Origin of the sequence: Burkholderia sp. IO2 (assembly GCF_029522185.1) — a bacterium.
Classification (GTDB): domain Bacteria; phylum Pseudomonadota; class Gammaproteobacteria; order Burkholderiales; family Burkholderiaceae; genus Burkholderia; species Burkholderia cenocepacia.
Genome location: NZ_JAKWFH010000027.1, coordinates 29,385 through 52,565 on the forward strand (window position 1 = coordinate 29,385; position 23,181 = coordinate 52,565).

Sequence of the window (23,181 nt, forward strand, 5' to 3'; positions counted from 1 at the left end):
GAATCGGGCTTATTCGGCGTGGTTCGTCAGATTAGTATGCACGCTTCAATCGACATTCGGGAGAAGCTCAGATGGCATCCGGCAACATCATGCTCATTACCGGCGTCAGCAGCGGTTTCGGCCGTGCGCTGGCCCAGGAAGCACTGGCCGCCGGTCACACGGTGGTCGGCACGGTGCGCAGCGCGCAGGCGGCGCGCGACTTCGAAGCGCTGTCCGCGCAGGCGGCCGTCGCGCGCGTGCTCGACGTGACCGACTTCGCGCGCATCGACGGCGTCGTCGCGGACATCGAGGCGAACGTCGGGCCCGTCGACGTGCTCGTGAACAATGCGGGTTACGGACACGAAGGGATCCTGGAGGAAGCGCCGCTCGACGAGCTGCGCCGGCAGTTCGACGTGAACGTGTTCGGCGCGGTCGCGATGATGAAGGCCGTCGTGCCGTTCATGCGCGAACGCCGGCGCGGCCGCATCCTGAACATCACGTCGATGGGCGGCCACATCACGATGCCGGGCATCGCGTACTACTGCGGCAGCAAGTTCGCGCTGGAGGGCATTTCCGAGACGCTCGGCAAGGAGCTGGCGCCGTTCGGCATCGCGGTGACGGCCGTCGCGCCGGGTTCGTTCCGCACCGACTGGGCCGGCCGTTCGATGGCGCGCACGCCGCGCTCGATTGCCGATTACGACGCGCTGTTCGATCCGATCCGCCGCGCGCGCGAGGAAAAAAGCGGCAAACAACCGGGCGATCCGGCGAAGGCCGCGCGGGCGATGCTCGCCGTGATCGCGGCGGACCATCCGCCCGCGCATCTGCTGCTCGGCAGCGATGCGCTGCGGCTCGTGCGCAACAAGCTGGCGGCGCTGGACGACGAGATCCGCGCGTGGGAAGCCGTGACGGTGTCGACGGACGGCTGACGGCTGACGCGCGCCGTGTCGTTCGTTTCCTGCCGGTGGATGATCGGCCGTTGCATTGCACGATGGCATCGTGGTTTCACAATAATGGCCGATAATGGCAACCGGCCCGTTCGCCACGTTCATCCACCTCACAGGAGCATCGCGATGCCATACGTCACCACGAAGGACAACGTCGAGATTTTCTACAAGGATTGGGGTCCGAAAGACGCGCAGCCCGTCATGTTCCACCACGGCTGGCCGCTGTCCAGCGACGACTGGGATGCGCAGCTGCTGTTCTTCGTCCAGCACGGCTATCGCGTGATCGCGCACGATCGCCGCGGCCATGGCCGCTCGGCGCAAGTCTGGGACGGCCACGACATGGATCATTACGCGGCGGACGCGTTCGCGGTCGTCGAAGCGCTCGATCTGCGCAATGCGGTGCATATCGGTCACTCGACGGGCGGCGGCGAGGTGGCGCGCTACGTCGCGAAGCACGGCGAGCCGGCTGGCCGCGTCGCGAAGGCGGTGCTGGTCAGCGCGGTGCCGCCGCTGATGCTGAAAACCGATTCGAACCCCGAAGGCCTGCCGCTCGACGTGTTCGACGGTTTTCGCAAAGCGCTCGCCGACAACCGCGCGCAGTTCTTCCTCGACGTGCCGAGCGGCCCGTTCTACGGGTTCAACCGCGAAGGCGCGACCGTGCACCAGGGCGTGATCCGCAACTGGTGGCGGCAGGGGATGGAAGGCAGCGCGAAGGCGCATTACGACGGCATCAAGGCGTTTTCGGAAACGGACCAGACCGAAGACCTGAAGTCGATCTCCGTCCCGACGCTCGTGCTGCACGGCGAGGACGACCAGATCGTGCCGATCGCGGATTCCGCGCTGAAGTCGGTCAAGCTGCTGAAGAACGGCACGCTGAAGACCTACCCGGGCTATTCGCACGGGATGCTGACGGTCAACGCCGACGTGCTCAACGCCGACCTGCTCGCGTTCGTACGGGCGTAATGACGGCGGCGCCGGCCCGCCGCGGCGGGCGGTGCCGCGATCGAAGGCGGGCGATCCGGACGCGCGTGGAAAAGGACGGATCGCCCGCCATCTGCTTCACCCCGGACCGACGAAACGAACGCCCGGATGCGCGAGACGCGGCATCCGGCCGGCCAGGAACGCGTGCAGTTCGCGTACCTGCGCGACCTTGGCGGAATCTTCCGGCCACACGAGGTAATACGCATCGCCGGTGCTGACGGCCGTCTTGAACGGCAGCACGAGCTGCTTCTCGTCGATGGCCGTCGCACACAGCGCGAGATCGCCGATCGACAGGCCGTGGCCGGCGATGGCCGCCGCGATGCCCTGTTCGAGCATGTCGAACACCTGCCCGCGCGTGATGTCCAGGTCCAGATCGTGACCGCTGCCGTTGAGCCAGCGGCGCCAGTCGCGCCGGTCGGGCGACGGGTGGATCAGCTCGCACGCGGAGGGATTCGCGCGCGCGACCGTGGCGGTGGCCCGCGAGCACACCGGAATCAGCCATTCGTCGAACAGCTTCACGCAATGCGTGCTCTCGCCGAACCTGCCCGCGCCGAGCAGGATCGCGCAATCGTAGGATTCGCTGAAGAAATCGACGGTATCGACGTCCATCCACACGCTCGCGATCTGCACCTCGAACGCCGGCCGCGTGCCGCGAAACGCCGCCAGCGCGTCGAGCAGCCAGCGCATCGTCAGCGTGGACGGCGCCTTGAGCCGCAGCACGTCGCGTTGCGTGCGGAACAGCATGCACGCTTCCTCGACCTGCCGGAAGCCGCGCCTGAGGCCGGCCGCGAAGATGTGGGCTTCCGCCGTCACGGTCATTTTCGGCCCGCGCCGGACGAACAGCTTCCGGCCGAAGTAGGCCTCCAGCGTCTTCACGTGCTTGCTGACCGCGCTTTGCGTCAGGCTCAGTTCCTCGGCGGCCAGCGTGAACGAGCCGGTGCGGGCGGCGCTCTCGAACGCGCGCAACGCATAGACGGGGGGAAGCGGTTTGGCCTTCATGGGTTTCGAGTATGAATAAAACTCATGTCATCGGACAGGATTTTCCGTTTTCGGTCGGCGGCCCGGGCGCGTGATACTGCCAGAAACCGCGCTTTTCGATCCATCGGGTCTCCATGATGCCATCGTGACGGGCGTGCTTCTCGACTCATCGAACAACTTTTTTTCATGACACTCCATTACCCGCTGCTGTTCGCCTATCTGGCCGCGATCGTGCTGCTCGTCGCGACGCCCGGCCCGGTCGTCATGCTCGTGACGGGCACCGTCGCGCGGCGCGGATTCCGCCAGGGCGTGCTGACCGCGGTGGGCGCGAATGCCGCGAGCCTCGTGATGATCGCGGGCGCGATGCTGATGGTGTTCGGCGTCGTGATGGTCAGCGCTCGCCTGCTTGCCGGCCTGCATGTCGCGGGGTGCCTGTTCATCGCGGTGCTCGCGATCCGGACGCTGCTCGGCGAATGGCGCGCCAACCGCGCACGGCATGGCGATGGCGCGGCGGCAGGCGAACCGATACCGCAGCCGCGCGGTTTGCCCGGCGTCGTGCGCGGCTTCCTCGTCGGCATCGCGAATCCGAAGGACCTGCTGTTCTTCGTCGCGTTCTTTCCGCAGTTCGTCGGCATCACGCCCGATTCGCGCGTGAGCCTCGCGATCCTCGCCGCGTTGTGGATCGCGGTCGATTTCACGATCCTCGCCGGCTACATGGCCGCGATCAACCATCCGGCGATTCATCGGAAGCAGCGCTGGATCTCGGCCTCGTCGGCGCTTGCGCTGCTCGCGATTGCGCTCGCCGGGCTCGGCAGCACGATCGCGGGCGCCGCGTAGCGCATCGGCGATCTGCGTTACGCTTCGTCGGCACCGATTCTTTCATCGAGTTCTACCATGTCCCGTTCCGCCCCGGCTTTCTCCGAGCACCTTTTCTCGTATGGCACGCTGCAGCTCGATCAGGTGCAGCTCGCCACGTTCGGCCGCAAGCTCGACGGTCACGCGGACGCGATGCCCGGCTATGCGATGACGATGCTGCGGATCGACGATCCGGACGTGGTCGCGACGAGCGGGAGGACCCATCATCCGGTGGTGACCTATACGGGGCAGACGGGCGACCGCGTCACGGGCACCGTGTTCGCGATCACCCGCGACGAACTGCAGCACGCGGACGACTATGAAGTCGATGCGTATCGGCGCGAGCGCGTCGTGCTCGAATCGGGTGTCGCCGCATGGGTGTACGTGGACGCGCGTTCGCCGCGCGCCGACTGAATCCGCTGCGCGGGCGGATCGACGCCGTCGCGTGTGCGGCCGCTAGCCGTTGCGCAGGAACACGACGTAACCGCGGAACCACGGATTCGTTGCGAGGTACGGCGGCGCGTCCCATTCGCCGCCCTGGATCACGCCGATGCGAAACGGCAGCTGCAGCCGCGCGACGCGCGGCAGGTAGGCCGCGTAGTCGGGAATCGTGCGGCGGCCCTGGTACGTCTGCACGACCACCTCGTCGACGATGCCCTTGAGCTGGTTGACCTGGTCGGTATCGATGCGGCTGCTCCAGTCGAGCAGCCCCGTGATGCTCAGCCGGCAATCGGCGGGCAGGGTGTCGCGCAGCGTGCGCAGGAACGCGAGGTAATCCTGCAGGTGGCGCGTCCCCGCATCGAAGTCGATCTGGATGCCGGCGATCGTGCGGCCCGACGCACGCCAGCGCGCGAGCTGCGCGAGCATGATCTGCGTGACGCGCGGCGTCCAGCGCAGCGTATGCGCACGATAGACGAGCCACACGCGCGCGTCGGGCGCGGGCGGCAGCGCGACGCCCTGCGCGATCACGCGCACCTGCGACTCGTCCCGCGGCGACGCTTCGATCTGCCCTTGCAGCACATAGACGGCGCGCGCGCCGTGCACGACCGCCTGCGGCTTCACGCCCGCCCACAGCCAGAACGCGTCGTACCGCGCGGCGTCGACGGTGCCGGCCAGCGCGACGCGCGCGGCCAGCAGCAGCGCGATGCCCGCGATGCGCTTCATGCGCCGCTTACCAGTAGTAGCGGAGCTTCTGCGCCCACGGGCTGCCCGGATAGGCGGTCTTCAGCGTGTCGAACCAGCGCTTGCGCGTGCTCTTCGACACTTCCTTGCCGCCGCATTCGTTCGCGCCGGCCGGCGCATAGCACTTGATCGCGCGGTAGAACGCGTACGCGCGATCGTTCGGGTTCGCCTGCGTATCGGCCATCACCGTCACGTAGCTCGACATCCGCTCGTACGGCTTGCCCGCGAACTGCGACGGCGCCGCACCGAGCGTCGGCGGCACGCGCGTGGCGGCCGTGCTCGACGCATTGCGGACCCATGGCGGCACCGGATCGCTTTCGATGCCGGCCGCGGGCGGATGCAGGCGCACGAAATCCGCGAGGCAGTTCAGCCCTTTCGGGTCTGCGGGGTTCTGCTGCAGCGTCGCGGCGATGTCGCGCGCCGACAGGCACGTGTAGCCGTCCTCGTTTTTCGCGCCGGCTGCGACGAACGGCTTCAACGGATCGGCGGGCGTGCCGGACACCAGCGCGGTATCGGCGAGGAAGTCCGCGTAGTGCGAACGCGTGAGCTCCTTGTACAGCAGCGTGTACAGCGCGGTGTCGCGCAGCGCGCCGCCGGTCGCCTGGTTTTGCGCCTGCGCGCGCAGCAGGTCGGCATTGGCCGCGCGCTGCAGCAGCACCGCGCGGATCGCCGCGTTCTGCACGAGCGAATCGTCGGCAAACGCGTCGTTGACGAGCCCGGCCTGCTCCAGGTTGATCGCGAGCGCGAGTTCCAGCATTTCGCGCTGGAAGCGGAATTTCGCGAGCGGGATCAGGTCGCGCCACAGCTGGCGGGCCTTGTCGTTCTGGCCGCTGTCTTCCAGCGCGAACCCGCGCAGCGCCTGCTGGCTCAGGCCGAAGTAGTCGAGCGGCGCGGCGGGCGCTTGCGGCAGCAACTCGAGGGCGGCATCCGGCTTGTGCCCGATCTGGACGTACCAGGTCGCGAGCAGGTAGCCGTAGAGCGCGGGCGCGTTCGCGAAGCGCGGCTTCTGCGCCTGCAGCTCGTCCAGCGTCATCGGCTTGCGGCTCGCGTCGCTGCTGTCGGACGCGCGCATGCGCAGCAGGTCGACGGTGGCGAGCACGGTCGGCGACTGGATCTGGCTCGCGTCGAATTCCGACCCGAACAGCAGCTTGCTGTCGAGTTCGTTCGCCAACTGCATCAGCGGCACGTTCGACGTGGCCGGCGACCAGCGCGCGAGCGCGTGGCCGTACAGGTCGGCCTGCTGCGTGACGTTCCCGCCGAGCCACGCGACACGCCGCAGCAGCCCGGTCGCGGAAACCGCATAGCGCCCCTTCGGATACACCTTCAGGTAGGTCCGGAATACCGTGTTCGCCGCGTCGAGCGAGACCTTCGTCACGCGTGCGCGCGACGGCGTCGGGCCGTCGTTGTCGAATACGTTGGCCTGCGCGGCGTTCAGCTGCGCGCGGCCGGCCATGTAGAGGCCGGTTTCCTTCAGCCACGGGTCCGCGCTGTGCGATGCGTTCGCGAAGGCCCGCGTCGCGGTGAGGAAGTCGGCGCGGTAGAACGCGTTCGTGCCGTCGAGGTACGCGGCGAACTGCTGGCCGAGCGGCGACTTGACCGGCGGCTTCGTCCACGCGGCGCCCGCGCCGCCCGCGGTGCAGGTCTTCTGCGCGATGTCGGCGCGTGCCGCGCGCAGGCGGGCGGCTTCGTCCGCGGGCAGGCCGCCTGCGCCGCCCAACGCGTCGTCGAACGCTGCCGCGCCCGCGCTCATGCTGCGGCAGATGCTGCCTTCGCCGTCGGCGTACCGGCTCGACGACGCATCGGCATCCGCTGCGCCGCCGGCCTTGTCGGGCTCCTTCTGACCGATGTAGATCCAGCCGGAGAAATCCATCGGGAACGGCACGACGATCTGGTTGATCCGCTCTTTCGCGGGGATGGTCCTCGGGTCCGGAAACACCTGCGCGACCTTGGCGCTGTCGACCATCATCAGCATCGCGTTGATGCGCGTGTCGTTGGCGGGCGTCAGCATCGGTATGTTGCCGCACGAGTAGGAAGTCTGCCGGAGCGTGTTCGGTACGTAGCAGCCGTCGTCGCCGCTGGCGTGGGCGGCCGGCATCCAGAGCAGGCTGGCCGCCAGCGCGGCGAACAGGTTGCGGTGCAGCGTCGGGTTTCTTCGCATTTTTGTTGTGCTGGGTAGGGGGCCGCGACGGCCGGGTCTCTCAGGGGGGCGCTTTGCCCCGGCGCGTATCGTACCTCACGGCGCGCACACGCCCGTCGAGCGGCGGCCCTGCTCGCGCATCACGCGCACACGCTGCTGGCGATGCCGCCTTCGTCGATGTCTTCGATCGCGGCGCGCAAGTCGTCGATCGCCACCATCAATTCGCGGACCTGCCGCAACGACGGGTACTGATGCAGCACGGCCTGCCATTGCGGCAGGGTCAGCAGCGCATGCCAGATGACGCCGAGGCCATCCGGATCGGCATCCGGCTGCTGCGCGAGCGCACTCGCGTATTCGAGGCTCGCCTGCGCGGACAGCAACTGCATCCGGCTCGCGGCGCCCAGCAGACGCGGCGTCGCGTCCGCGGACGCGTCGCAGCAATACAGCACTTCGCGTGGCAGCGTCGTTTCGTCGGTCGTCAACGCGTGCAGCGATGCGCCGTGCACGTGCACCGTGCCCTGATGCGTCTCGAATGCATAGACCGTGTCGGGCGCTGCCTGCGCGAGCAGGGTCAGGCCGCGCAGCAGCCGCGGCAGGTCGGTCGTCGCGGCATCCGCGGAGGCCTTCGCTTCGACGAGGAAGCGCACGTTCCACGGGGACGCCGGGTCGCTGCCGCGCGCGCGTTCGAGCAGAATCGCGTCCCATTCGGTTTTCGCGCGGTCGTGCCGGCCCGGGATCGACGAAGGCACGCGCATCGACGTGACCACGCGGTAGGTGCGCTGCGCGTCCACCGCGTCGAGCCGGCGCGCCAGTGCGTCGAGCGCCTGCGCCGCCAGTGCTTCGACGGCGGCGCCGCGCTGCTGGGACGCGGCGCCCTGCGCGACGGCGACCGTGCTGCCGACGAGCGGACCCTGGCGGACCCACAGCGCGCGATATCGACGGACGTCCTCGTCCGCGGCCAGCGCGTCGAGCCGCAGCATGCGTTCGAGCGCGGGGCCGTCCTTGAGCTTCACGATGTCCTGCTCGAACGCCGCGTCGGTCGCCATCTCGGGCAGCGCGAGCAGTTGCGCGAGCGCGGCATGCAGTTCGGCCCACGATGCCGCGGTCGCGGCCGCATGCAGGCGCGCGAGGCCGTCGCGTTGCCAGGCCTGCGCGCTGCGTTCGAGCTTGGCCGGATGCGCGATCGCATTGACGGCGGAGTGGAGCGCGCGCCGGTCCTGCTCGGCGTGCGCGGACAACGACGCGTATTCGCGTACGTTCGGCGCATCGTGACGCAGCACCGACGCCTGAAACGACGGATCGCCGGATGACGGGTCCATCGCGTCGCGGATCATCCGCGCGAGCGCATCGATGAAGCGCTGCCGCAAGTCCGCGCCGGGCGCGTGGCCATCCGCCCGCACCCTGCGCGCTTCCTCGATCACGATCGCCAGCGCGGTGGCCGGGTTCGTCGCGTCGGTCAGCGACGACGCGCGTTCGAGCGGCGGCAGCCGGTAACGGCGCGCGACGGTGCGCAGGGTGGCGTCGAGCAGGGCGGGAAGCGGTGTCAGCGACATGGCGGGTTGGGCGTGAAAGAGACGTGACCCGTCACGCCGTCAACGTCACCGACAGGCTGCCGAGCTCGCCGAAGCGGACCGTCAGCGCGTCGCCGAGCGGCACCTCGATCGCACCCGCGTACGAACCCGTCGTCACGATCTGGCCGGCGCGCACCGCGTCGCCGCGCGACGCGAGGAAATTGACGAGCCACACCAGCGGCTTGAGCGGATCGCCGTCCGGATGGCGGCCGTCGATCGTGCGGTTCAGCGCGCCGTCGAACGACAGCGCCAGCGTCGCGAGCGGCACGTTCAGCCCGTCGGGCACGACCGGGCCGACGCACAGCCCCTGGTTGAATTGCCCGTCGGCCAGCAGCTCGAACTTCGACGCGCGCGTCGGCTCCGCATAGCGGCAGCCGAGCACTTCGAGCACGATGCGCACTTCGCGGATCGCGGCGCGCACGTCGCTTTCGTCGTACGGCTGCTCGCGCTCGGGCAGATCGCGATCGAGCACGAACGCGATTTCCGGTTCGATCCGCACGATCGGGCCGCCGACGACGCGGTACGGCGCATCGGCTTCGCGGATCGTCGACGCGAAGATCGGCGCGAGGATCACGCGATCGGGCGGCGGCAGTGCGCATTTCCAGCCGCCGACGGGTTCGCCGAGCAGGTCGGCGACGCGCTGCTGGATCGCGAGCGCGGTGTCGATGTCGTCGGGGCGCAGTGCATCGGGCAACAGCGGGCCGGGCGAGCCGGCATGGCGGGCGGCGACGAGATGCTGGGCGGCGCCGTCCACGCGTTCGATAGTCGTTGTCATGTCGGTTGAGCGAGTTGAAAGTGGGGCCGGCAAAAAAGGGCCGGACGAAAGTCGCATCGTCGATGATAGCGCCTTCGGCGCGATGGCCGCTCGAAAGCCCGTCGGCTCATGCGTTGCCGGTCCGGTTTCGGTTGGCCGAGAACGCAGGCTTCCCGCTTCCCGTCGTGCCGTTTTGTCGCATGCGTGATCGCCGCCGCGGCTTGACCGCCGTCAACATCCGAACCTGCCGTCGGCCGATGATGGTGACATGGCCGCGCGCGACAGGGTGCGCGGCAGCTCACCCCAGCGAGGTTCGCATGTACGAGAAAATCATGGTGGCCGTCGACGGCAGCGCTTCGTCGAAACAGGCGCTTGCCGAAGCCGTGAAGGTGGCGCTGGCGGGCGATGCGCACGTCAGCGTCGTGTATGTGGTCGACAAGTCGGTGCTGTTCACGTACGTGGGCCGTGTCGATCCGCACGCGCTCGTCGAGGAAATCCGCGACGACGGGCGCAAGGTGCTGCGCGAAGCCGAACAGATCATCGCGTTGGCCGGCGCGAAGGGCGAAGGCGAACTCGTCGAGACCGAGAGCATCGGCGAGGACATCGCGGAACGCCTGCAACGCTACGTGAAGGAGCACGGGATCGATCTCGCAGTGGTCGGCACGCACGGGCGGCGCGGCATCCGGCGCGTGCTGCTCGGCAGCGTCGCCGAGCGTTTCGTGCGCGGCTCGAAGTGCCCGGTGCTGCTGATTCGCGGCGACGACGCCGGCGAGCCGGCCACCGCGGCCGCGGCATGACGCGGCGCGCGCGATGATACGTCGCCAGTACCGCATCGTCGTCGCGGCGATCGCCGTGTTCGTGTCGCTCGCCGGGATGATGGCCGTCGTGACGGGCCTGCTGTTCGATGCCACGTCGGCGCTGCGCGGCGGCGCCATCGCGTTGATCGTCGGCGTGGCGGGCTTCGTCGTGATGCTGAACCCGGGGCCGAAAGGCGAGGAGTGACCGCCACGGGCGAAGGGGCGGCGCACGTCCGGCCATGGTTTGACGACGGCCCGCGGTAGCCGTTGCCTCGCCGGCGATGTCGCCTAATCGCTCGTCGTCGCCGGCGCCTGCACGCCGTCCTGCACGATCTGAATCATCAGCCGCTTCAACGTTTCCGCCAGCGCGGTGTTGTTCGGCTGAAGCTTCCCTGCCTGCGCGAACGCATCGCGCGCTTCATCCTGGCGTCCCAGCTTCCACAGCACTTCGCCCTTGTGCGCCAACCCGGTCGCACGGGCTTCGCGTGCGTCGCTGTCGTCGTCCTTCGCGAAGATCGCGATCGAGCGGTCGAACCACACGAGCGCGTCGTCGTGGCGGCCGAGGCGATACAGCGCCCAGCCCTTGCTGTCGAGCGCATACGCATCGTTCGGCGCTTGCGCGAGATGCGCGTCGATCATCGCGAGCCCGCGCTCGACCGCGACGCCCGCATCGGCGAGCCGATAGCCGATGTCGTTCAGGCGGTCGTCGGGAATCCTGTCCAGGTCGAGCACGGCGGTCACGCGGCTCGCGTCGCGTTCGGCGATCGCGAGCGACAGCAGCTTCGCGACGATCTGCCGCCGCAAGCCATTGCTGATCCGCTCGCCGTTGGCGACCAGGGTGCCGAGGTACTGCGTATACAGGTCCGGTGCGCCGGGGGTGTTCGCGCTGTTCGCGATGGCCAGGCCCGGGCCCGCGCACCAGTCGATATCGGCCGAGCCGGCCAGCGTGCCGACGTAAAGATCGACGTTCCTCGGCGTGCGCGACTGCGCGTAGTAGGTGTAGCCGTTCGCATCCGAATACCCGCACGCCAGATATTCGCTGTCGACGTCCAGTATGTACGGGACGTGGCCGAGCATCGCCTTGCCGCCCGGGTCGACCAGCCGGAACGATTCGCCCAGCTCGCCGTCGCCGACGACCGCGTTGAACACCCACTGCTTCTGAGGATGGCGTGTCGGCAGGCGGACCTTGGCCGTGCGCCCGGCCGCATCCGTCGTGCCGAAAATCACGCTGTCGTGCTGATCCGGCTTGGCGGGCAGCCCCGCGATCACCTGGCCCGGCAGGAACAGCCGATAGCGCGCATTCGGCAGCGGCCGATGCGTGGCTGGATCGCGCAGCACGAACTGGTGAACGTAAGCCCCTTTGCCGAGCGACGCCGTCGGCGGGACATAGGTGCGGGCGTGGGCGGCCGGCAGCGCGGCGCAATTCAAGGTCGCGACGATGAGCGCGGCGAGAAGTCGGGGTGTCATGGAATTGCAGTTCTTTCTTGTAGGTCGTGGTTTTATCGTGCGACGGCCGGAAATGCACGGAACGACCCGTGCCGTCCCAGAAAAACGACGGGCGACGGCGGGCGAATTCCAATCGATTGGGTCGAATCGTCCCGTGCAAATCAATGCGAATCCCGCGTGCGTCGGTGCATTGAAGCGCCGGGCGGGTGGTGCGGGAATGCAGTGCGCAGCATAGCAGGCTGCTGCGGCTCGAACCGATCCCCCGGTGGGTTTCGTTGTTGCGGGTGGGTGAATGATTTCGTGATTTGTATCAAGTCGTGATATGTCCATCCGTCTGACAATGGGTTCGACACGGTGAGCAGGGCGAAACGATCGACATTCGGTCGTCCTTTGCAACCGGTATTTCACGTCCTTAAACAATCAGGGTCTGCCGAAAGACCGGAAAAACGAGATCCCCATGAGCCATTTCCTGGATAGATTGCGTTATTTCTCCACCACGAGGCCACGCTTTTCCGACGGCCATGGCGCCGTCACCGACGAAGACCGCAAATGGGAAGACGGTTACCGGATGCGCTGGCAACACGACAAGATCGTCCGCTCGACCCACGGCGTGAACTGCACGGGTTCGTGCTCGTGGAAGGTCTATGTGAAAGGCGGGATCGTCACCTGGGAAACCCAGCAGACCGACTACCCGCGCACGCGTCCCGACATGCCGAACCATGAGCCGCGCGGCTGCTCGCGCGGCGCGTCGTACTCGTGGTATCTGTACAGCGCGAACCGTCTCAAGCATCCGATGGTGCGCAGCGCGCTCGTGAAGCTGTGGCGCGAACGCCGCCGCACGCTCGGCCCCGTCGAAGCATGGCGATCGATCGTCGAGGACGACGATGCACGCCGCTCGTACCAGCGCCGGCGCGGGCTCGGCGGCTTCGTGCGTTCCAGCTGGAGCGAGGTCAACGAGATCGTTGCGGCCGCAAACGTGCACACGGTCGAGCGGCACGGCCCCGATCGCGTGGTCGGCTTCTCGCCGATCCCGGCGATGTCGATGGTGTCGTACGCGGCCGGTTCCCGCTACCTGTCGCTGATCGGCGGCGTGTGCCTGAGCTTCTACGACTGGTACTGCGACCTGCCGCCCGCGTCGCCGCAGACCTGGGGGGAGCAGACCGACGTGCCGGAATCGGCCGACTGGTACAACTCGACGTTCATCATGATGTGGGGCTCCAATGTCCCGCAGACGCGCACGCCTGACGCGCATTTCCTCGTCGAGGCGCGCTATCGCGGCACCAAGGTCGTGTCGGTGTTCCCCGATTACTCGGAAGGCGCGAAGTTCGGTGACCTGTGGCTGCACCCGAAGCAGGGCACCGATGCGGCGCTGGCGCTCGCGATGGGGCATGTGATCCTGAAGGAATTTCATCTGGCAGGAAAAAGCGACTACTTCGCCGACTACTGCAAGCGCTACACCGACATGCCGTGCCTCGTGCGCCTCGTGCCGCACGGCGACGGCTACGTGCCGGAGCGCCTCGTGCGCGCATCCGACTTCGACGACGCGCTCGACGAAGCCACGCATCCGGAGTGGAAGACCGTGATGATCGACGACGCGAACGGCGAATTCGTCGTGCCGGTCGGCTCGGTCGGCTTCCGCTGGGGCCAGCAGGACGACGCCGACAAGGGCAAGTGGAACCTGCGCGGCGAGACGTCGAAGGGCGCGGCGCTGTCGCCGCGGCTGTCGTGCACGGCCGCGCACGACGACGTGGTCGACGTGCTGTTCCCGTATTTCGGCAACCAGCCGCACGCGCACTTCAACGCGACGCAGCACGCGTCCGCGCTGTCGCGCCGGATCGGCGTGCGGCGCATCGCGACGCGCAACGGCGAGATGCTGGTCGCGACCGTCTACGACCTGTTCGTCGCGAACTACGGGCTCGACCAGGGGCTCGGCGGCCGCGACGTGGCTGCGAGCTACGACGACGACCTGCCGTACACGCCGGCCTGGCAGGAAGCGATCACCGGCGTGAAGCGCGCGGACGTGATTTCGGTCGCGCGGCAGTTCGCGGAGAACGCGCACAAGACGCAGGGCAAGTCGATGGTGATCATCGGCGCGGGGATCAACCACTGGTTCCACATGGACATGTCGTACCGCGCGATCATGAACATGCTGATCATGTGCGGCTGCATCGGCAAGCCGGGCGGTGGCTGGTCGCACTACGTGGGCCAGGAAAAGCTGCGGCCGCAGACGGGCTGGACCGCGTTGTCGGGCGCGCTCGACTGGAGCCGCCCGCCACGCCAGATGAATGCGACGTCGTTCTTCTACGCGCATACCGACCAGTGGCGCTACGACCCGATGGACCCGGCCACGCTGCTGTCGCCGCTCGCGGACAAGTCGCAATTCCACGGCGCGCCGATCGACTACAACGTGCGCGCGGAGCGGATGGGCTGGCTGCCGTCCGCGCCGCAGCTCGCGACGAACCCGCTGAAGGTCGGCGCGGCGCTTGCCGATCCCGCACACGCCGGCGCGGACGTCGCGCAGCAATTGAAGGCCGGCACGCTGAAGCTGGCGAGCGAGGATCCCGACGCGCCCGGCAATTTCCCGCGCAACCTGTTCGTGTGGCGCTCGAACCTGCTCGGCTCGTCGGGCAAGGGTCACGAGTATTTCCTGAAGCACCTGCTCGGCACGACCCACGGCGTGCAGGGCGAGGATCTCGGTGCGACCGGCGGCCGGCGCCCCGAGGAAGTGACTTGGCACGACGAAGCGCCGCGCGGCAAGCTCGACCTGCTCGTGACGCTCGACTTCCGGATGTCGACGACCTGCATGTATTCGGACGTCGTGCTCCCGACCGCGACCTGGTACGAGAAGGACGACATGAACACGTCCGACATGCACCCGTTCATCCATCCGCTGTCGGCGGCGGTTGACCCCGCATGGGAATCGAAGAGCGACTGGGAGATCTTCAAGGGGATCGCGAAGCGCTTCTCCGAGCTGTGCGACGGGCATCTGGGCGTCGAGCGCGACGTCGTGCTCGCGCCGATCGCGCACGATACGCCGGGCGAACTCGCGCAGCCGTTCGACGTGCAGGACTGGAAGCGCGGCGAATGTGAACCGGTGCCGGGCCGCACGATGCCGAACGTGACCGTCGTCGAGCGCGACTATCCGAATACGTATGCACGCTTCACGTCGCTCGGGCCGTTGATGGACATGCTCGGCAACGGCGGCAAGGGCATCGGCTGGAACACGCAGGACGAAGTGAAGCTGCTCGGCGAGCTCAACTACACGGTCGCCGACGGCGCCGCGCAAGGGCGTCCGCGCATCGACACGGCGCTCGATGCGGCCGAGGTGATCCTCGCGCTCGCGCCCGAGACCAACGGCGAAGTGGCGGTGAAGGCATGGCGTGCGCTGTCCGGCATCACCGGCATCGATCACACGCACCTGGCCGCCGCGCGCGCGGACGAGAAGATCCGCTTTCGCGACATTCAGGCGCAGCCGCGCAAGATCATCTCGTCGCCGACGTGGAGCGGGATCGAATCGGAGCATGTGTCGTACAACGCCGGCTACGTGAACGTGCACGAACTCGTGCCGTGGCGCACGATGACCGGCCGCCAGCAGCTCTATCAGGATCACGCGTGGATGCGCGCGTTCGGCGAATCGCTGTGTGCGTACAAGCCGCCGATCGATACGGGCAGCTACGAACACATGGTCGGCAAGCGCTCGAACGGCAACCCCGAGCGTGTACTGAATTTCCTGACGCCGCACCAGAAGTGGGGCATTCACAGCACGTACACCGATAACCTGTTGATGCTGACGCTGTCGCGCGGCGGCCCGATCGTGTGGATATCGGAGGACGACGCGAAAGCGATCGGCGTGGTCGATAACGACTGGATCGAGTGCTACAACTCGAACGGCGCGTTGTGCGCGCGGGCCGTCGTCAGCCAGCGGATTCCGTCCGGGATGGTGATGATGTATCACGCGCAGGAGAAGATCGTGAACGCGCCGGGCTCGGAGATCACCGGCACGCGCGGCGGCATCCACAACTCGGTCACGCGCATCGCGTTGAAGCCGACGCACATGATCGGCGGCTACGCGCAACTCGCGTACGGCTTCAACTACTACGGCACGGTCGGCTCGAATCGCGACGAGTTCCTGATCGTGCGCAAGATGAGCAAGATCGACTGGCTCGATGGCGAAGAGACCGCGGTCGACCCCACCACGCACGCAGTACGGGCCGGAGAAACGTCATGAAAATACGCGCACAGATCGCGATGGTGCTGAACCTCGACAAGTGCATCGGGTGCCATACCTGCTCGGTGACCTGCAAGAACGTATGGACGAGCCGCGAAGGGATGGAATACGCGTGGTTCAACAACGTCGAAACGAAGCCGGGCATCGGCTATCCGAAGGACTGGGAGAACCAGGACCGCTGGCGCGGCGGCTGGCAGCGGCGTGCCGACGGCAAGATCGAGCCGCGTCTGGGCAGCAAGTGGCGGCTGCTCGCGCAGATCTTCGCGAACCCGCATCTGCCCGAGATCGACGACTACTACGAGCCGTTCACGTTCGACTACGCGCATCTGCAGGAAGCCGGCAACACGCGTGCGATGCCGGTTGCCCGGCCGCGTTCCGTGATCAGCGGCCAGCGGCTCGAGAAGATCGAGTGGGGCCCGAACTGGGAGGAAATCCTCGGCGGCGAGTTCGAAAAGCGCGCGAAGGACACCAACTTCGAGAACGTGCAGAAGGACATCTACGGGCAGTTCGAGCACACCTTCATGATGTACCTGCCGCGCCTGTGCGAGCACTGCCTGAACCCGGCGTGCGTCGCGTCGTGCCCGTCGGGCTCGATCTACAAGCGCGAGGAAGACGGCATCGTGCTGATCGACCAGGACAAGTGCCGCGGCTGGCGCATGTGCGTGTCGGGCTGCCCGTACAAGAAGATCTACTACAACTGGCAGAGCGGCAAGGCCGAGAAGTGCATCTTCTGCTATCCGCGTATCGAGGCCGGCCAGCCGACCGTGTGCTCGGAAACCTGCGTGGGCCGCATCCGCTATCTCGGCGTGCTGCTGTACGACGCGGACCGGATCGGCGACGCGGCCGGCGCGGAGAACGAGAAGGACCTGTACGAGGCGCAACTGTCGCTGTTCCTCGACCCGGACGATCCGGCCGTGATCGCGCAGGCCGAGCGCGACGGCGTGCCGGCCGCGTGGATCGAGGCCGCGCGGCGTTCGCCGACCTACAAGATGGCGATCGACTGGAAGATCGCGTTCCCGCTGCATCCGGAATACCGGACGCTGCCGATGGTGTGGTACGTGCCGCCGCTGTCGCCGATCAACGCGGCGGCCAACAGCGGCGATCTCGGCATGAACGGTTACCTGCCGGACGTCGAATCGCTGCGCATTCCGCTGCGTTATCTCGCGAACCTGCTGACGGCCGGCGACGAGGCGCCCGTGAAGCTCGCGCTCGAACGGCTGCTCGCGATGCGCGCGTTCATGCGCGCGCGCCACGTGGACGGCGTCGACGCACGCGGCGTGCTCGACCAGGTTGGGCTGTCGCTCGCGCAGGTCGAGGAGATGTACCGCTATCTCGCGATCGCGAACCACGAGGATCGCTTCGTGATCCCGACCACGCACCGCGAATACGCGGAGAACGCGTACGACCTGCGCGCGTCGTGCGGCTTCTCGTTCGGCAACGGCTGCTCGGACGGCCGTTCCGGCGCGAGCCTGTTCGGCCCGAGGAAGGGCAACAAGACGATTCCGATTCACGAGGCTTCCCGATGACGAGCACCGCATCCGATCCGACCTATGCGGCGCTCGCCGCGCTGCTCGACTATCCCGACGAATCGCTGGTCGCCGCGCTCGATTCGATCGACACGCACCTGCGCGAGCGCTCGCGTTTGCCGAAAGCGGTGCGCGCGGGCCTCGACCGGTTTTTTGCGTACGTGCGCGAGCGCGATCTGCTGACGCTGCAGGAGAACTACGTCGGGCTGTTCGATCGCGGCCGCGCGACGTCGCTGTACCTGTTCGAGCACGTGCACGGCGAATCGCGCGACCGCGGGCAGGCGATGGTCGACCTGCTGCAGATGTACGAGCGGCACGGGCTGTTCCTGAACCCGGGCGAGCTGCCCGACTACCTGCCCGTGTTTCTCGAATACCTGTCGCGGCTGCCGGCACCCGATGCCTGCAAGCTGCTCGCCGAAACCGGCGAGATCCTGCGTGCGCTGGCCGGGCAGCTTTCGCAGCGCGGCAGCCACTACAGCTTCGTCGTCGGGGCGTTGCTGCCGATGGCCGGCCTCGCACCCGCCGACGCGCCGGAGGCGGCCGACGACGACGTGGCCGCCGAGCGGCCGAGCGCCGACGACTACCGCGCGCTCGACGCGTCGTATGCGGACGAGGCCGTGCGCTTCGTCGGCGCGGCAACACCGGCGCGCGCGGAGCAGACGGTGCGCTTCCATGACAAGCGGCCGGCCCGCGGCGCGTAAGCGCGGGCCCAACTGGGGAAAGACATGAACGCTTACCTGCATCAGTTCCTGTTCGGGATCTACCCGTACATCTGCCTCGCCGTACTGCTGGTCGGCAGCCTGATCCGCTTCGACCGCGAGCAGTACACGTGGAAAAGCGATTCGTCGCAGCTGCTGCGCCACGGCATGCTGCGGCTCGGCAGCAACCTGTTCCACTGGGGCGTGCTGGTCGTCGTGCTCGGGCACTTCGGCGGCTTCCTCGCGCCGCACTGGCTCGTGTCGCCGTTCCTGTCGGCATCCGGGCACCAGTTGGTCGCGATGGTGGCGGGCGGCGCGGCCGGCGTCGCGGCGATCATCGGGCTGACGATCCTGATCGGGCGCCGCCTCGGCGACCCGCGCGTCCGCGGGAACAGCCGCACGTCCGACATCGTGATCGTGCTGATGCTGTGGGTGCAGCTCGCGCTCGGGCTCGGCACGGTCGTGCTGTCGACGCGCCACATGGACGGCGTGATGTTCGAACAGCTGACCGACTACGTGAAGGGCGTCGTCACGTTCCGCCCGGACATCGCGAGCCTGCTCGTCGGCGTGCCGCTCACGTACCGGCTGCACATCCTGCTCGGCTTCACGATCTTCCTCGTGTCGCCGTTCACACGGATGGTGCACGTCTGGAGCGGGATCGCGTCGGTCGCGTACCTGATCCGTCCTTACCAGCTCGTGCGCAAGCGCTGAGGAGGCCGCATGAACGACGTTCTCTCCGAAGTCGCAACGGCGCCGCTGACGATCAACGGCGTCGGGATCGACGCCGCGGCGATCGCTGCCGAAGCCGAGCACCGCGGCGCCGCGCGCGATCCGCTCGATGCGGCGAGGCGTGCGCTTGCGGTACGCGAACTGCTGCGGCAGCGCGCGGTGGCGCTCGCGTTGCTCGACGAACGTGCGCCGCTCGACGATGCGGCCGTCGACGCATTGCTCGAACGCGAGCTCACGCACGTGCCCGATCCCGATCGCGCGGCGTGCGAGCGCTATTACGCGCGGCATCCGGTGCGCTTTCGGCGCAACGACGTCGTCCATGCGAGCCACGTGCTGTTCGCGATGACGGATCGCATGCCGCTCGCGCCGCTGCGGCAGCGCGCGGAACAGGCGCTCGCCGACGTGGTGGCCGCTCCCGATACGTTCGAAGCGGTCGCGCGCGCGTCGTCGAATTGCCCGTCGGCGGAAATGGGCGGCAGCCTCGGGCAACTGCTGCGCGGCGACACGGTGCCGGAACTCGAGGCGGCGCTGTTCGACACCGACGGCATCGGCGTGCTGCCGACACTCGTCAACACGCGCTTCGGCTTCCACATCGTGCGCATCGAGCGCCGCGTGCCGGGCGACGCGGTGCCGTTCGAAGCGGCCGCCGACCAGATTGCCGCATACCTGGCGGCGCGCGTGCGGCGGCAGGCGATGCGGCAGTACGTGGCGATTCTCGCGGGCGGCGCATGCGTCGAAGGCATCGAATTCGACGGTGCGAACGGGCCGCTGGTCCAATGAAACGGGGTTTTGCATATGGCAACTCAACAAGGTAATGCGGGGCCGGTCGTGAACGCGCCGGCCGTGCCGCTGCGTGCGTGGTCGGTGCTGGCCGCGAGCACGCTCGCGTTCATGGTGTGTTTCGTCGTGTGGATGATGTTCGGCGTGCTCGGCGTGCAGTTGCGCACCGATCTCGGACTGAACAGCACGGAGTTCGGGCTGCTCACGTCGACGCCGGTGCTGACCGGCGCGCTGATGCGCTTGCCGCTCGGCACGTGGACCGACCGCTTCGGCGGCCGCATCGTGATGACGGTGCTGCTGGTCGTGTGCGCGGTGCCCGTCTATGTGGTCAGCTACGCGACGCAGCTGTGGCAGTTCCTGCTGATCGGGCTGTTTCTCGGCTGCGTCGGTGCGTCGTTCGCGGTCGGCACGCCGTATGTCGCGCGCTTTTTCCCGCCGCAGCGGCGCGGGCTCGCAATGGGCGTGTTCGGCGCGGGCACATGCGGCGCGGCCGTCAACCTGTTCGTCACGCCGCTGCTGCTCGACGCGTACGGCTGGCGCGTCGTGCCGCGCATCTATGCGGTCGCGCTGCTCGTCACCGCGCTGATCTTCTGGTTCGCGTCGGCGCCCGATCCGGGGGCGGGCAAGCGCGGCGGGTCGATGCTCGATTCGTTCAAGGTGCTGCGCGACCCGCGCGTATGGCGGCTCTGCCAGTACTACTCGATCACGTTCGGCGGTTTCACCGCGCTGTCGCTGTGGATCCCGCAGTACCTGAAGAGCGAATACGGGATGTCGCTCGTGATGGCGTCCGCGTTCGCGGCCGGCTTCTCGCTGCCGGGCTCCGTGCTGCGCGCGCTCGGCGGCGCGCTGTCCGACCGCTTCGGCGCGCATGCGGTCACGTGGTGGGGGCTGTGGGTCGCGTGGATCGCGCTGTTCCTGCTGTCGTATCCGGCGACCGACTTCGTGATCCACACGATCGACGGCACCGCGACGCTGAACGTCGCGATGCCGGCGGCGGGCTTCGTCGCGCTGACTTTCGTGCTCGGCGCGGTGTTCGCGCTCGGGATGGCGTCGACCTTCAAGTACGTCGCCGACGACTTCGCGGACAACATGGGCGTCGTCACGGGCATCGTCGGGCTCGCGGGCGGGCTCGGCGGCTTCCTGCTGCCGATCCTGTTCGGCATGCTGCTCGACCTGCTGCGCGTGCGCACGACGTGCTTCATGTTCCTGTACGGGATCGTGTGGGTGTCGCTGATCCTGATCTACCTGTCGGAAGTGCGACGCACGCCCGTCGTCAAGGGCTGAGGTCGGTTCGACCGATCCGATGCGCTGGCGCGATGCCGGGAGGGGCCGGGGCGCGCTGGCGCAGTGTCCCGTCCGGGATGGCGCGCGCGACGTATCCGGCCGCGCACGCTTCTGTCAAACTGGCGCCCATGAAACCGCGCCTCACGTCACCGCTTTCCCCCGATTCCGCGCCTGCGCCCGCAGGCTTTCCCGATGCCGACGAACTGGCTGCCCTGCGTGCGTGGTACGCGGGCATGACCGTGCGCCAGGCCGTCGAGCGCTACCTGCCCGACCGGCTCGGCGACGGGCGGTCGGCGCGCGGCGTGATCGGCGCCATTCGCCGCCGCCTCGTGCGCGTCGCGCGGCAGGTGGGCCGCGCCGATCTCGCGGCACGGCTCGGCCATCCGGACGGTGAGCGTTTACGGGAGGCGAAAGCCGCAACCGACGCGATCGGCGTGCTGCGTCATGCGCGCGCGCCGGTCCCGCAGATCAGCGACAACGTCGGCCTGTGGCTGCCGACGCGCGCGGTCGTTGCATTGCGTGCGCACGGGATCGCGACGCTCGCCGACCTGACGGTGCGGATTCCGCGCCGGCGCCAGTGGTGGCGGGCGATCGCGGGCCTCGGCATGGCCAGCGCGCGGCGCGTCGAGGCGTTCTTCGCCGCGCATCCGGACCTGACCGAACGCGCGCGTGCGCTGATCGCCGCGACGCCGCGCGGCAGCATCGTGCCGTGGGAGCATCTGAAGCTGCCGCACGAAGTCGACGGCTCGGCCGGCACGTTCCGCGCGCCGCGCGCGACCAGCACGCTCGACGCGGACAACGATTACGCGGCCGTGCACGCGTGGCTGTCGCTGCACGAATCGGCCGCGACGCGGCGCGCGTACCGGAAGGAGGCCGAGCGGCTGATCCTGTGGGCGATCGTCGAACGCGGCCGCGCGCTGTCGTCGCTGACGACCGAGGACGCGCTCGCGTATCGCGCGTTCATCCGGCGGCCGACGCCGCACGAACGCTGGGTCGGGCCCGTGCGGCCGCGCGGCGCGCCCGACTGGCGGCCGTTCTCGGGCGCGCTGTCCGCGCGCTCGGCCGCGTACACGCTGTCGGTGCTCGGCGCGCTGTTCCGCTGGCTGATCGAACAGCGCTACCTGCTCGCGAATCCGTTCGCCGGCGTGAAGGTGCGCGACACGCGCGGCGCGACCGCACTCGATACGTCGCACGCGTTCACCGAAGGCGAGTGGCTGCTGGTCCGCACGATCGCCGACGGGCTCGAGTTCCAGACGCGCCCGCTCAAGGGCGCGCCGCAGTCGGGCTGGACGCCGGCCGCCGCGCAACGGCTGCGCTTCATTCTCGATTTCGGCTACGCGACGGGGCTGCGCGCGAGCGAACTGGTCGGCGCGACGCTCGGCGACATCGAGACGGACGCGCACGGCGACGCGTGGCTGAAGGTGATCGGCAAGGGCAGCAAGGCCGCCCGCGTCGCGCTGCCGCCGCTCGCGCGCACGGCGCTCGATCGCTATCTGGTCGCGCGCCGTCTGCCGGTCACGCCGGCGCGCTGGCGGCCCGATACGCCGCTGATTCCGAGCCTCGCGGAAGACGACGCGGCCGCGATCACGAGCGTGCGGCTGTGGAAGGTGATGCAGCGTTTCTTCGCGCAGACGGCCGAGCGCGTCGAGGCCGACCACCCGGCGCTCGCGCACAAGCTGCGCCAGGCAAGCCCGCACTGGATGCGGCATACGCATGCGACGCACGCGCTGGCGCGCGGCGCGGAGCTGACGACGGTGCGCGACAACCTGCGGCATGCGTCGATCTCGACGACGTCGATCTACCTGCATGGGGACGACGTGAAGCGGGCGCGGCAGATGTCGAGCGCGTTCGGTATCGACAAATGAGTTGAACGGCGCGGCGTCGACGCAGGTCAGACGATTTTTCGGTCCTGGAGATTCGGATGGCATCGAGCCAGAGCACGGTCGATTTCATCGTCGAGCAGATCGCGGCGGCCGGTACGGTCTCGGCGCGCAAGATGTTCGGCGAATACGGCATCTATTGCGACGGCAGGATGGTCGCGCTCGTCTGCGACGACCGGCTGTTCGTCAAGCCGACGCCTGAAGGCCGCGCGTATCTCGGCGTGTGCGACGAAGCCCCGCCGTATCCGAGCGCGAAGCCGCATCTCGTCATTGCTGGCGATCGCTGGGACGATCGCGAATGGCTGTCGACGCTGATCCGGATCACCGCCGCGCAAGTGCCGCTGCCGGTGAAGCGCAGCCGATGACGATCGCGCCGCCTGCCACGCCGCGCGGCCGGCAGGCGTATTCTGTGACACATGCGCGCGGCCACCG

Annotated in this window: 20 protein-coding genes; 14 read left to right on the forward strand and 6 right to left on the reverse strand. The window is 68.3% G+C overall.

Features of this window, described 5'->3' with window-relative positions; genetic code table 11:
• Nucleotides 1–71: 71 nt before the first annotated feature.
• Nucleotides 72–905: an oxidoreductase gene (locus MMB92_RS18655; RefSeq protein ID WP_006498450.1), complete on the forward strand. Its 834-nt coding sequence runs from the start codon at nt 72–74 to the stop codon at nt 903–905.
• A 144-nt stretch (nt 906–1,049) separates the two neighbouring features.
• Complete coding sequence (locus MMB92_RS18660) at nt 1,050–1,886, forward strand: alpha/beta hydrolase (protein WP_006498449.1); 837 nt, start codon at nt 1,050–1,052, stop codon at nt 1,884–1,886.
• A gap of 96 nt (nt 1,887–1,982) precedes the next feature.
• Here MMB92_RS18660 and MMB92_RS18665 read toward each other — a convergent pair whose 3' ends face one another.
• Entirely contained in the window at nt 1,983–2,903 is a 921-nt protein-coding gene (locus tag MMB92_RS18665) for a LysR substrate-binding domain-containing protein (RefSeq protein WP_060211109.1), read from the reverse strand.
• 165 nt (nt 2,904–3,068) lie between these two features.
• On the opposite strand from MMB92_RS18665, the gene MMB92_RS18670 reads away from it, so the two are divergent.
• Both MMB92_RS18670 and MMB92_RS18675 read left to right on the forward strand, forming a co-directional pair.
• On the forward strand, nt 3,069–3,719 hold the full coding sequence (locus tag MMB92_RS18670) for a LysE family translocator (protein WP_006498447.1): 651 nt from the start codon (nt 3,069–3,071) through the stop codon (nt 3,717–3,719).
• A gap of 57 nt (nt 3,720–3,776) precedes the next feature.
• Nucleotides 3,777–4,151 (forward strand): gamma-glutamylcyclotransferase family protein, encoded by a 375-nt coding sequence (locus MMB92_RS18675; protein WP_006498446.1) that lies wholly within the window; start codon nt 3,777–3,779, stop codon nt 4,149–4,151.
• A 42-nt stretch (nt 4,152–4,193) separates the two neighbouring features.
• Here the strand turns inward: MMB92_RS18675 and MMB92_RS18680 are convergent, their stop codons facing one another.
• From MMB92_RS18680 to MMB92_RS18695, 4 genes are all read right to left on the reverse strand, one after another.
• On the reverse strand, nt 4,194–4,901 hold the full coding sequence (locus MMB92_RS18680) for a DUF3142 domain-containing protein (protein ID WP_034203685.1): 708 nt from the start codon (nt 4,899–4,901) through the stop codon (nt 4,194–4,196).
• A gap of 7 nt (nt 4,902–4,908) precedes the next feature.
• Nucleotides 4,909–7,077, reverse strand: coding sequence for a hypothetical protein (locus tag MMB92_RS18685; RefSeq protein ID WP_212246772.1), 2,169 nt, complete (start codon nt 7,075–7,077; stop codon nt 4,909–4,911).
• Nucleotides 7,078–7,196: 119 nt separating this feature from the next.
• The gene (locus MMB92_RS18690; RefSeq protein WP_048986216.1) at nt 7,197–8,609 is read right to left on the reverse strand and encodes a hypothetical protein; all 1,413 of its coding nucleotides are present in this window, start codon (nt 8,607–8,609) and stop codon (nt 7,197–7,199) included.
• Nucleotides 8,610–8,640: 31 nt separating this feature from the next.
• Complete coding sequence (locus MMB92_RS18695) at nt 8,641–9,402, reverse strand: fumarylacetoacetate hydrolase family protein (protein ID WP_034203682.1); 762 nt, start codon at nt 9,400–9,402, stop codon at nt 8,641–8,643.
• 296 nt (nt 9,403–9,698) lie between these two features.
• Between MMB92_RS18695 and MMB92_RS18700 the strand changes: the two genes are divergently transcribed.
• Nucleotides 9,699–10,178 carry a universal stress protein gene (locus tag MMB92_RS18700; RefSeq protein WP_277562858.1) on the forward strand — a complete coding sequence of 160 codons (480 nt, stop codon included), beginning with the start codon at nt 9,699–9,701 and terminating at the stop codon, nt 10,176–10,178.
• A 13-nt stretch (nt 10,179–10,191) separates the two neighbouring features.
• Nucleotides 10,192–10,383: a DUF2964 family protein gene (locus MMB92_RS18705; RefSeq protein WP_006498440.1), complete on the forward strand. Its 192-nt coding sequence runs from the start codon at nt 10,192–10,194 to the stop codon at nt 10,381–10,383.
• Between the two features lie 83 nt (nt 10,384–10,466).
• Here MMB92_RS18705 and MMB92_RS18710 read toward each other — a convergent pair whose 3' ends face one another.
• Entirely contained in the window at nt 10,467–11,645 is a 1,179-nt protein-coding gene (locus MMB92_RS18710; RefSeq protein WP_212137290.1) for a tetratricopeptide repeat protein, read from the reverse strand.
• Between the two features lie 436 nt (nt 11,646–12,081).
• Between MMB92_RS18710 and MMB92_RS18715 the strand changes: the two genes are divergently transcribed.
• The 8 genes from MMB92_RS18715 to MMB92_RS18750 all read left to right on the forward strand — a co-directional run bounded on the left by MMB92_RS18715 (nt 12,082) and on the right by MMB92_RS18750 (nt 23,114).
• Complete coding sequence (locus MMB92_RS18715; RefSeq protein ID WP_277562859.1) at nt 12,082–15,852, forward strand: nitrate reductase subunit alpha; 3,771 nt, start codon at nt 12,082–12,084, stop codon at nt 15,850–15,852.
• The gene (gene narH, locus MMB92_RS18720) at nt 15,849–17,378 is read left to right on the forward strand and encodes a nitrate reductase subunit beta (protein WP_034203679.1); all 1,530 of its coding nucleotides are present in this window, start codon (nt 15,849–15,851) and stop codon (nt 17,376–17,378) included. The genes MMB92_RS18715 and narH overlap by 4 nt, the downstream gene beginning before the upstream one ends.
• Nucleotides 17,375–18,079, forward strand: coding sequence for a nitrate reductase molybdenum cofactor assembly chaperone (gene narJ, locus MMB92_RS18725; protein ID WP_060266503.1), 705 nt, complete (start codon nt 17,375–17,377; stop codon nt 18,077–18,079). Before narH ends, narJ begins: the two co-directional genes overlap by 4 nt.
• A gap of 24 nt (nt 18,080–18,103) precedes the next feature.
• Entirely contained in the window at nt 18,104–18,787 is a 684-nt protein-coding gene (narI, locus tag MMB92_RS18730) for a respiratory nitrate reductase subunit gamma (RefSeq protein WP_058903707.1), read from the forward strand.
• Between the two features lie 9 nt (nt 18,788–18,796).
• Nucleotides 18,797–19,585: a peptidylprolyl isomerase gene (locus MMB92_RS18735; protein WP_062885697.1), complete on the forward strand. Its 789-nt coding sequence runs from the start codon at nt 18,797–18,799 to the stop codon at nt 19,583–19,585.
• A gap of 15 nt (nt 19,586–19,600) precedes the next feature.
• Nucleotides 19,601–20,869 (forward strand): nitrate/nitrite transporter, encoded by a 1,269-nt coding sequence (locus tag MMB92_RS18740; protein WP_034203675.1) that lies wholly within the window; start codon nt 19,601–19,603, stop codon nt 20,867–20,869.
• Nucleotides 20,870–20,997: 128 nt separating this feature from the next.
• The gene (locus MMB92_RS18745) at nt 20,998–22,734 is read left to right on the forward strand and encodes a site-specific integrase (RefSeq protein WP_058903705.1); all 1,737 of its coding nucleotides are present in this window, start codon (nt 20,998–21,000) and stop codon (nt 22,732–22,734) included.
• 56 nt (nt 22,735–22,790) lie between these two features.
• Complete coding sequence (locus MMB92_RS18750; RefSeq protein ID WP_006498438.1) at nt 22,791–23,114, forward strand: TfoX/Sxy family protein; 324 nt, start codon at nt 22,791–22,793, stop codon at nt 23,112–23,114.
• Nucleotides 23,115–23,181 lie beyond the last annotated feature (67 nt).

Coding starts and splice junctions, on each gene's coding strand:
- MMB92_RS18750 (WP_006498438.1), top strand. CDS start 22,791: ATGGCATCGAGCCAGAGCACGGTCGATTTCATCGTCGAGCAGATCGCG.
- MMB92_RS18655 (WP_006498450.1), top strand. CDS start 72: ATGGCATCCGGCAACATCATGCTCATTACCGGCGTCAGCAGCGGTTTC.
- MMB92_RS18735 (WP_062885697.1), top strand. CDS start 18,797: ATGAACGACGTTCTCTCCGAAGTCGCAACGGCGCCGCTGACGATCAAC.
- narJ (WP_060266503.1), top strand. CDS start 17,375: ATGACGAGCACCGCATCCGATCCGACCTATGCGGCGCTCGCCGCGCTG.
- MMB92_RS18740 (WP_034203675.1), top strand. CDS start 19,601: ATGGCAACTCAACAAGGTAATGCGGGGCCGGTCGTGAACGCGCCGGCC.
- MMB92_RS18675 (WP_006498446.1), top strand. CDS start 3,777: ATGTCCCGTTCCGCCCCGGCTTTCTCCGAGCACCTTTTCTCGTATGGC.
- MMB92_RS18680 (WP_034203685.1), bottom strand. CDS start 4,901: ATGAAGCGCATCGCGGGCATCGCGCTGCTGCTGGCCGCGCGCGTCGCG.
- MMB92_RS18695 (WP_034203682.1), bottom strand. CDS start 9,402: ATGACAACGACTATCGAACGCGTGGACGGCGCCGCCCAGCATCTCGTC.
- MMB92_RS18700 (WP_277562858.1), top strand. CDS start 9,699: ATGTACGAGAAAATCATGGTGGCCGTCGACGGCAGCGCTTCGTCGAAA.
- narH (WP_034203679.1), top strand. CDS start 15,849: ATGAAAATACGCGCACAGATCGCGATGGTGCTGAACCTCGACAAGTGC.
- MMB92_RS18715 (WP_277562859.1), top strand. CDS start 12,082: ATGAGCCATTTCCTGGATAGATTGCGTTATTTCTCCACCACGAGGCCA.
- MMB92_RS18690 (WP_048986216.1), bottom strand. CDS start 8,609: ATGTCGCTGACACCGCTTCCCGCCCTGCTCGACGCCACCCTGCGCACC.
- MMB92_RS18670 (WP_006498447.1), top strand. CDS start 3,069: ATGACACTCCATTACCCGCTGCTGTTCGCCTATCTGGCCGCGATCGTG.
- MMB92_RS18745 (WP_058903705.1), top strand. CDS start 20,998: ATGAAACCGCGCCTCACGTCACCGCTTTCCCCCGATTCCGCGCCTGCG.
- narI (WP_058903707.1), top strand. CDS start 18,104: ATGAACGCTTACCTGCATCAGTTCCTGTTCGGGATCTACCCGTACATC.
- MMB92_RS18705 (WP_006498440.1), top strand. CDS start 10,192: ATGATACGTCGCCAGTACCGCATCGTCGTCGCGGCGATCGCCGTGTTC.
- MMB92_RS18685 (WP_212246772.1), bottom strand. CDS start 7,077: ATGCGAAGAAACCCGACGCTGCACCGCAACCTGTTCGCCGCGCTGGCG.
- MMB92_RS18660 (WP_006498449.1), top strand. CDS start 1,050: ATGCCATACGTCACCACGAAGGACAACGTCGAGATTTTCTACAAGGAT.
- MMB92_RS18710 (WP_212137290.1), bottom strand. CDS start 11,645: ATGACACCCCGACTTCTCGCCGCGCTCATCGTCGCGACCTTGAATTGC.
- MMB92_RS18665 (WP_060211109.1), bottom strand. CDS start 2,903: ATGAAGGCCAAACCGCTTCCCCCCGTCTATGCGTTGCGCGCGTTCGAG.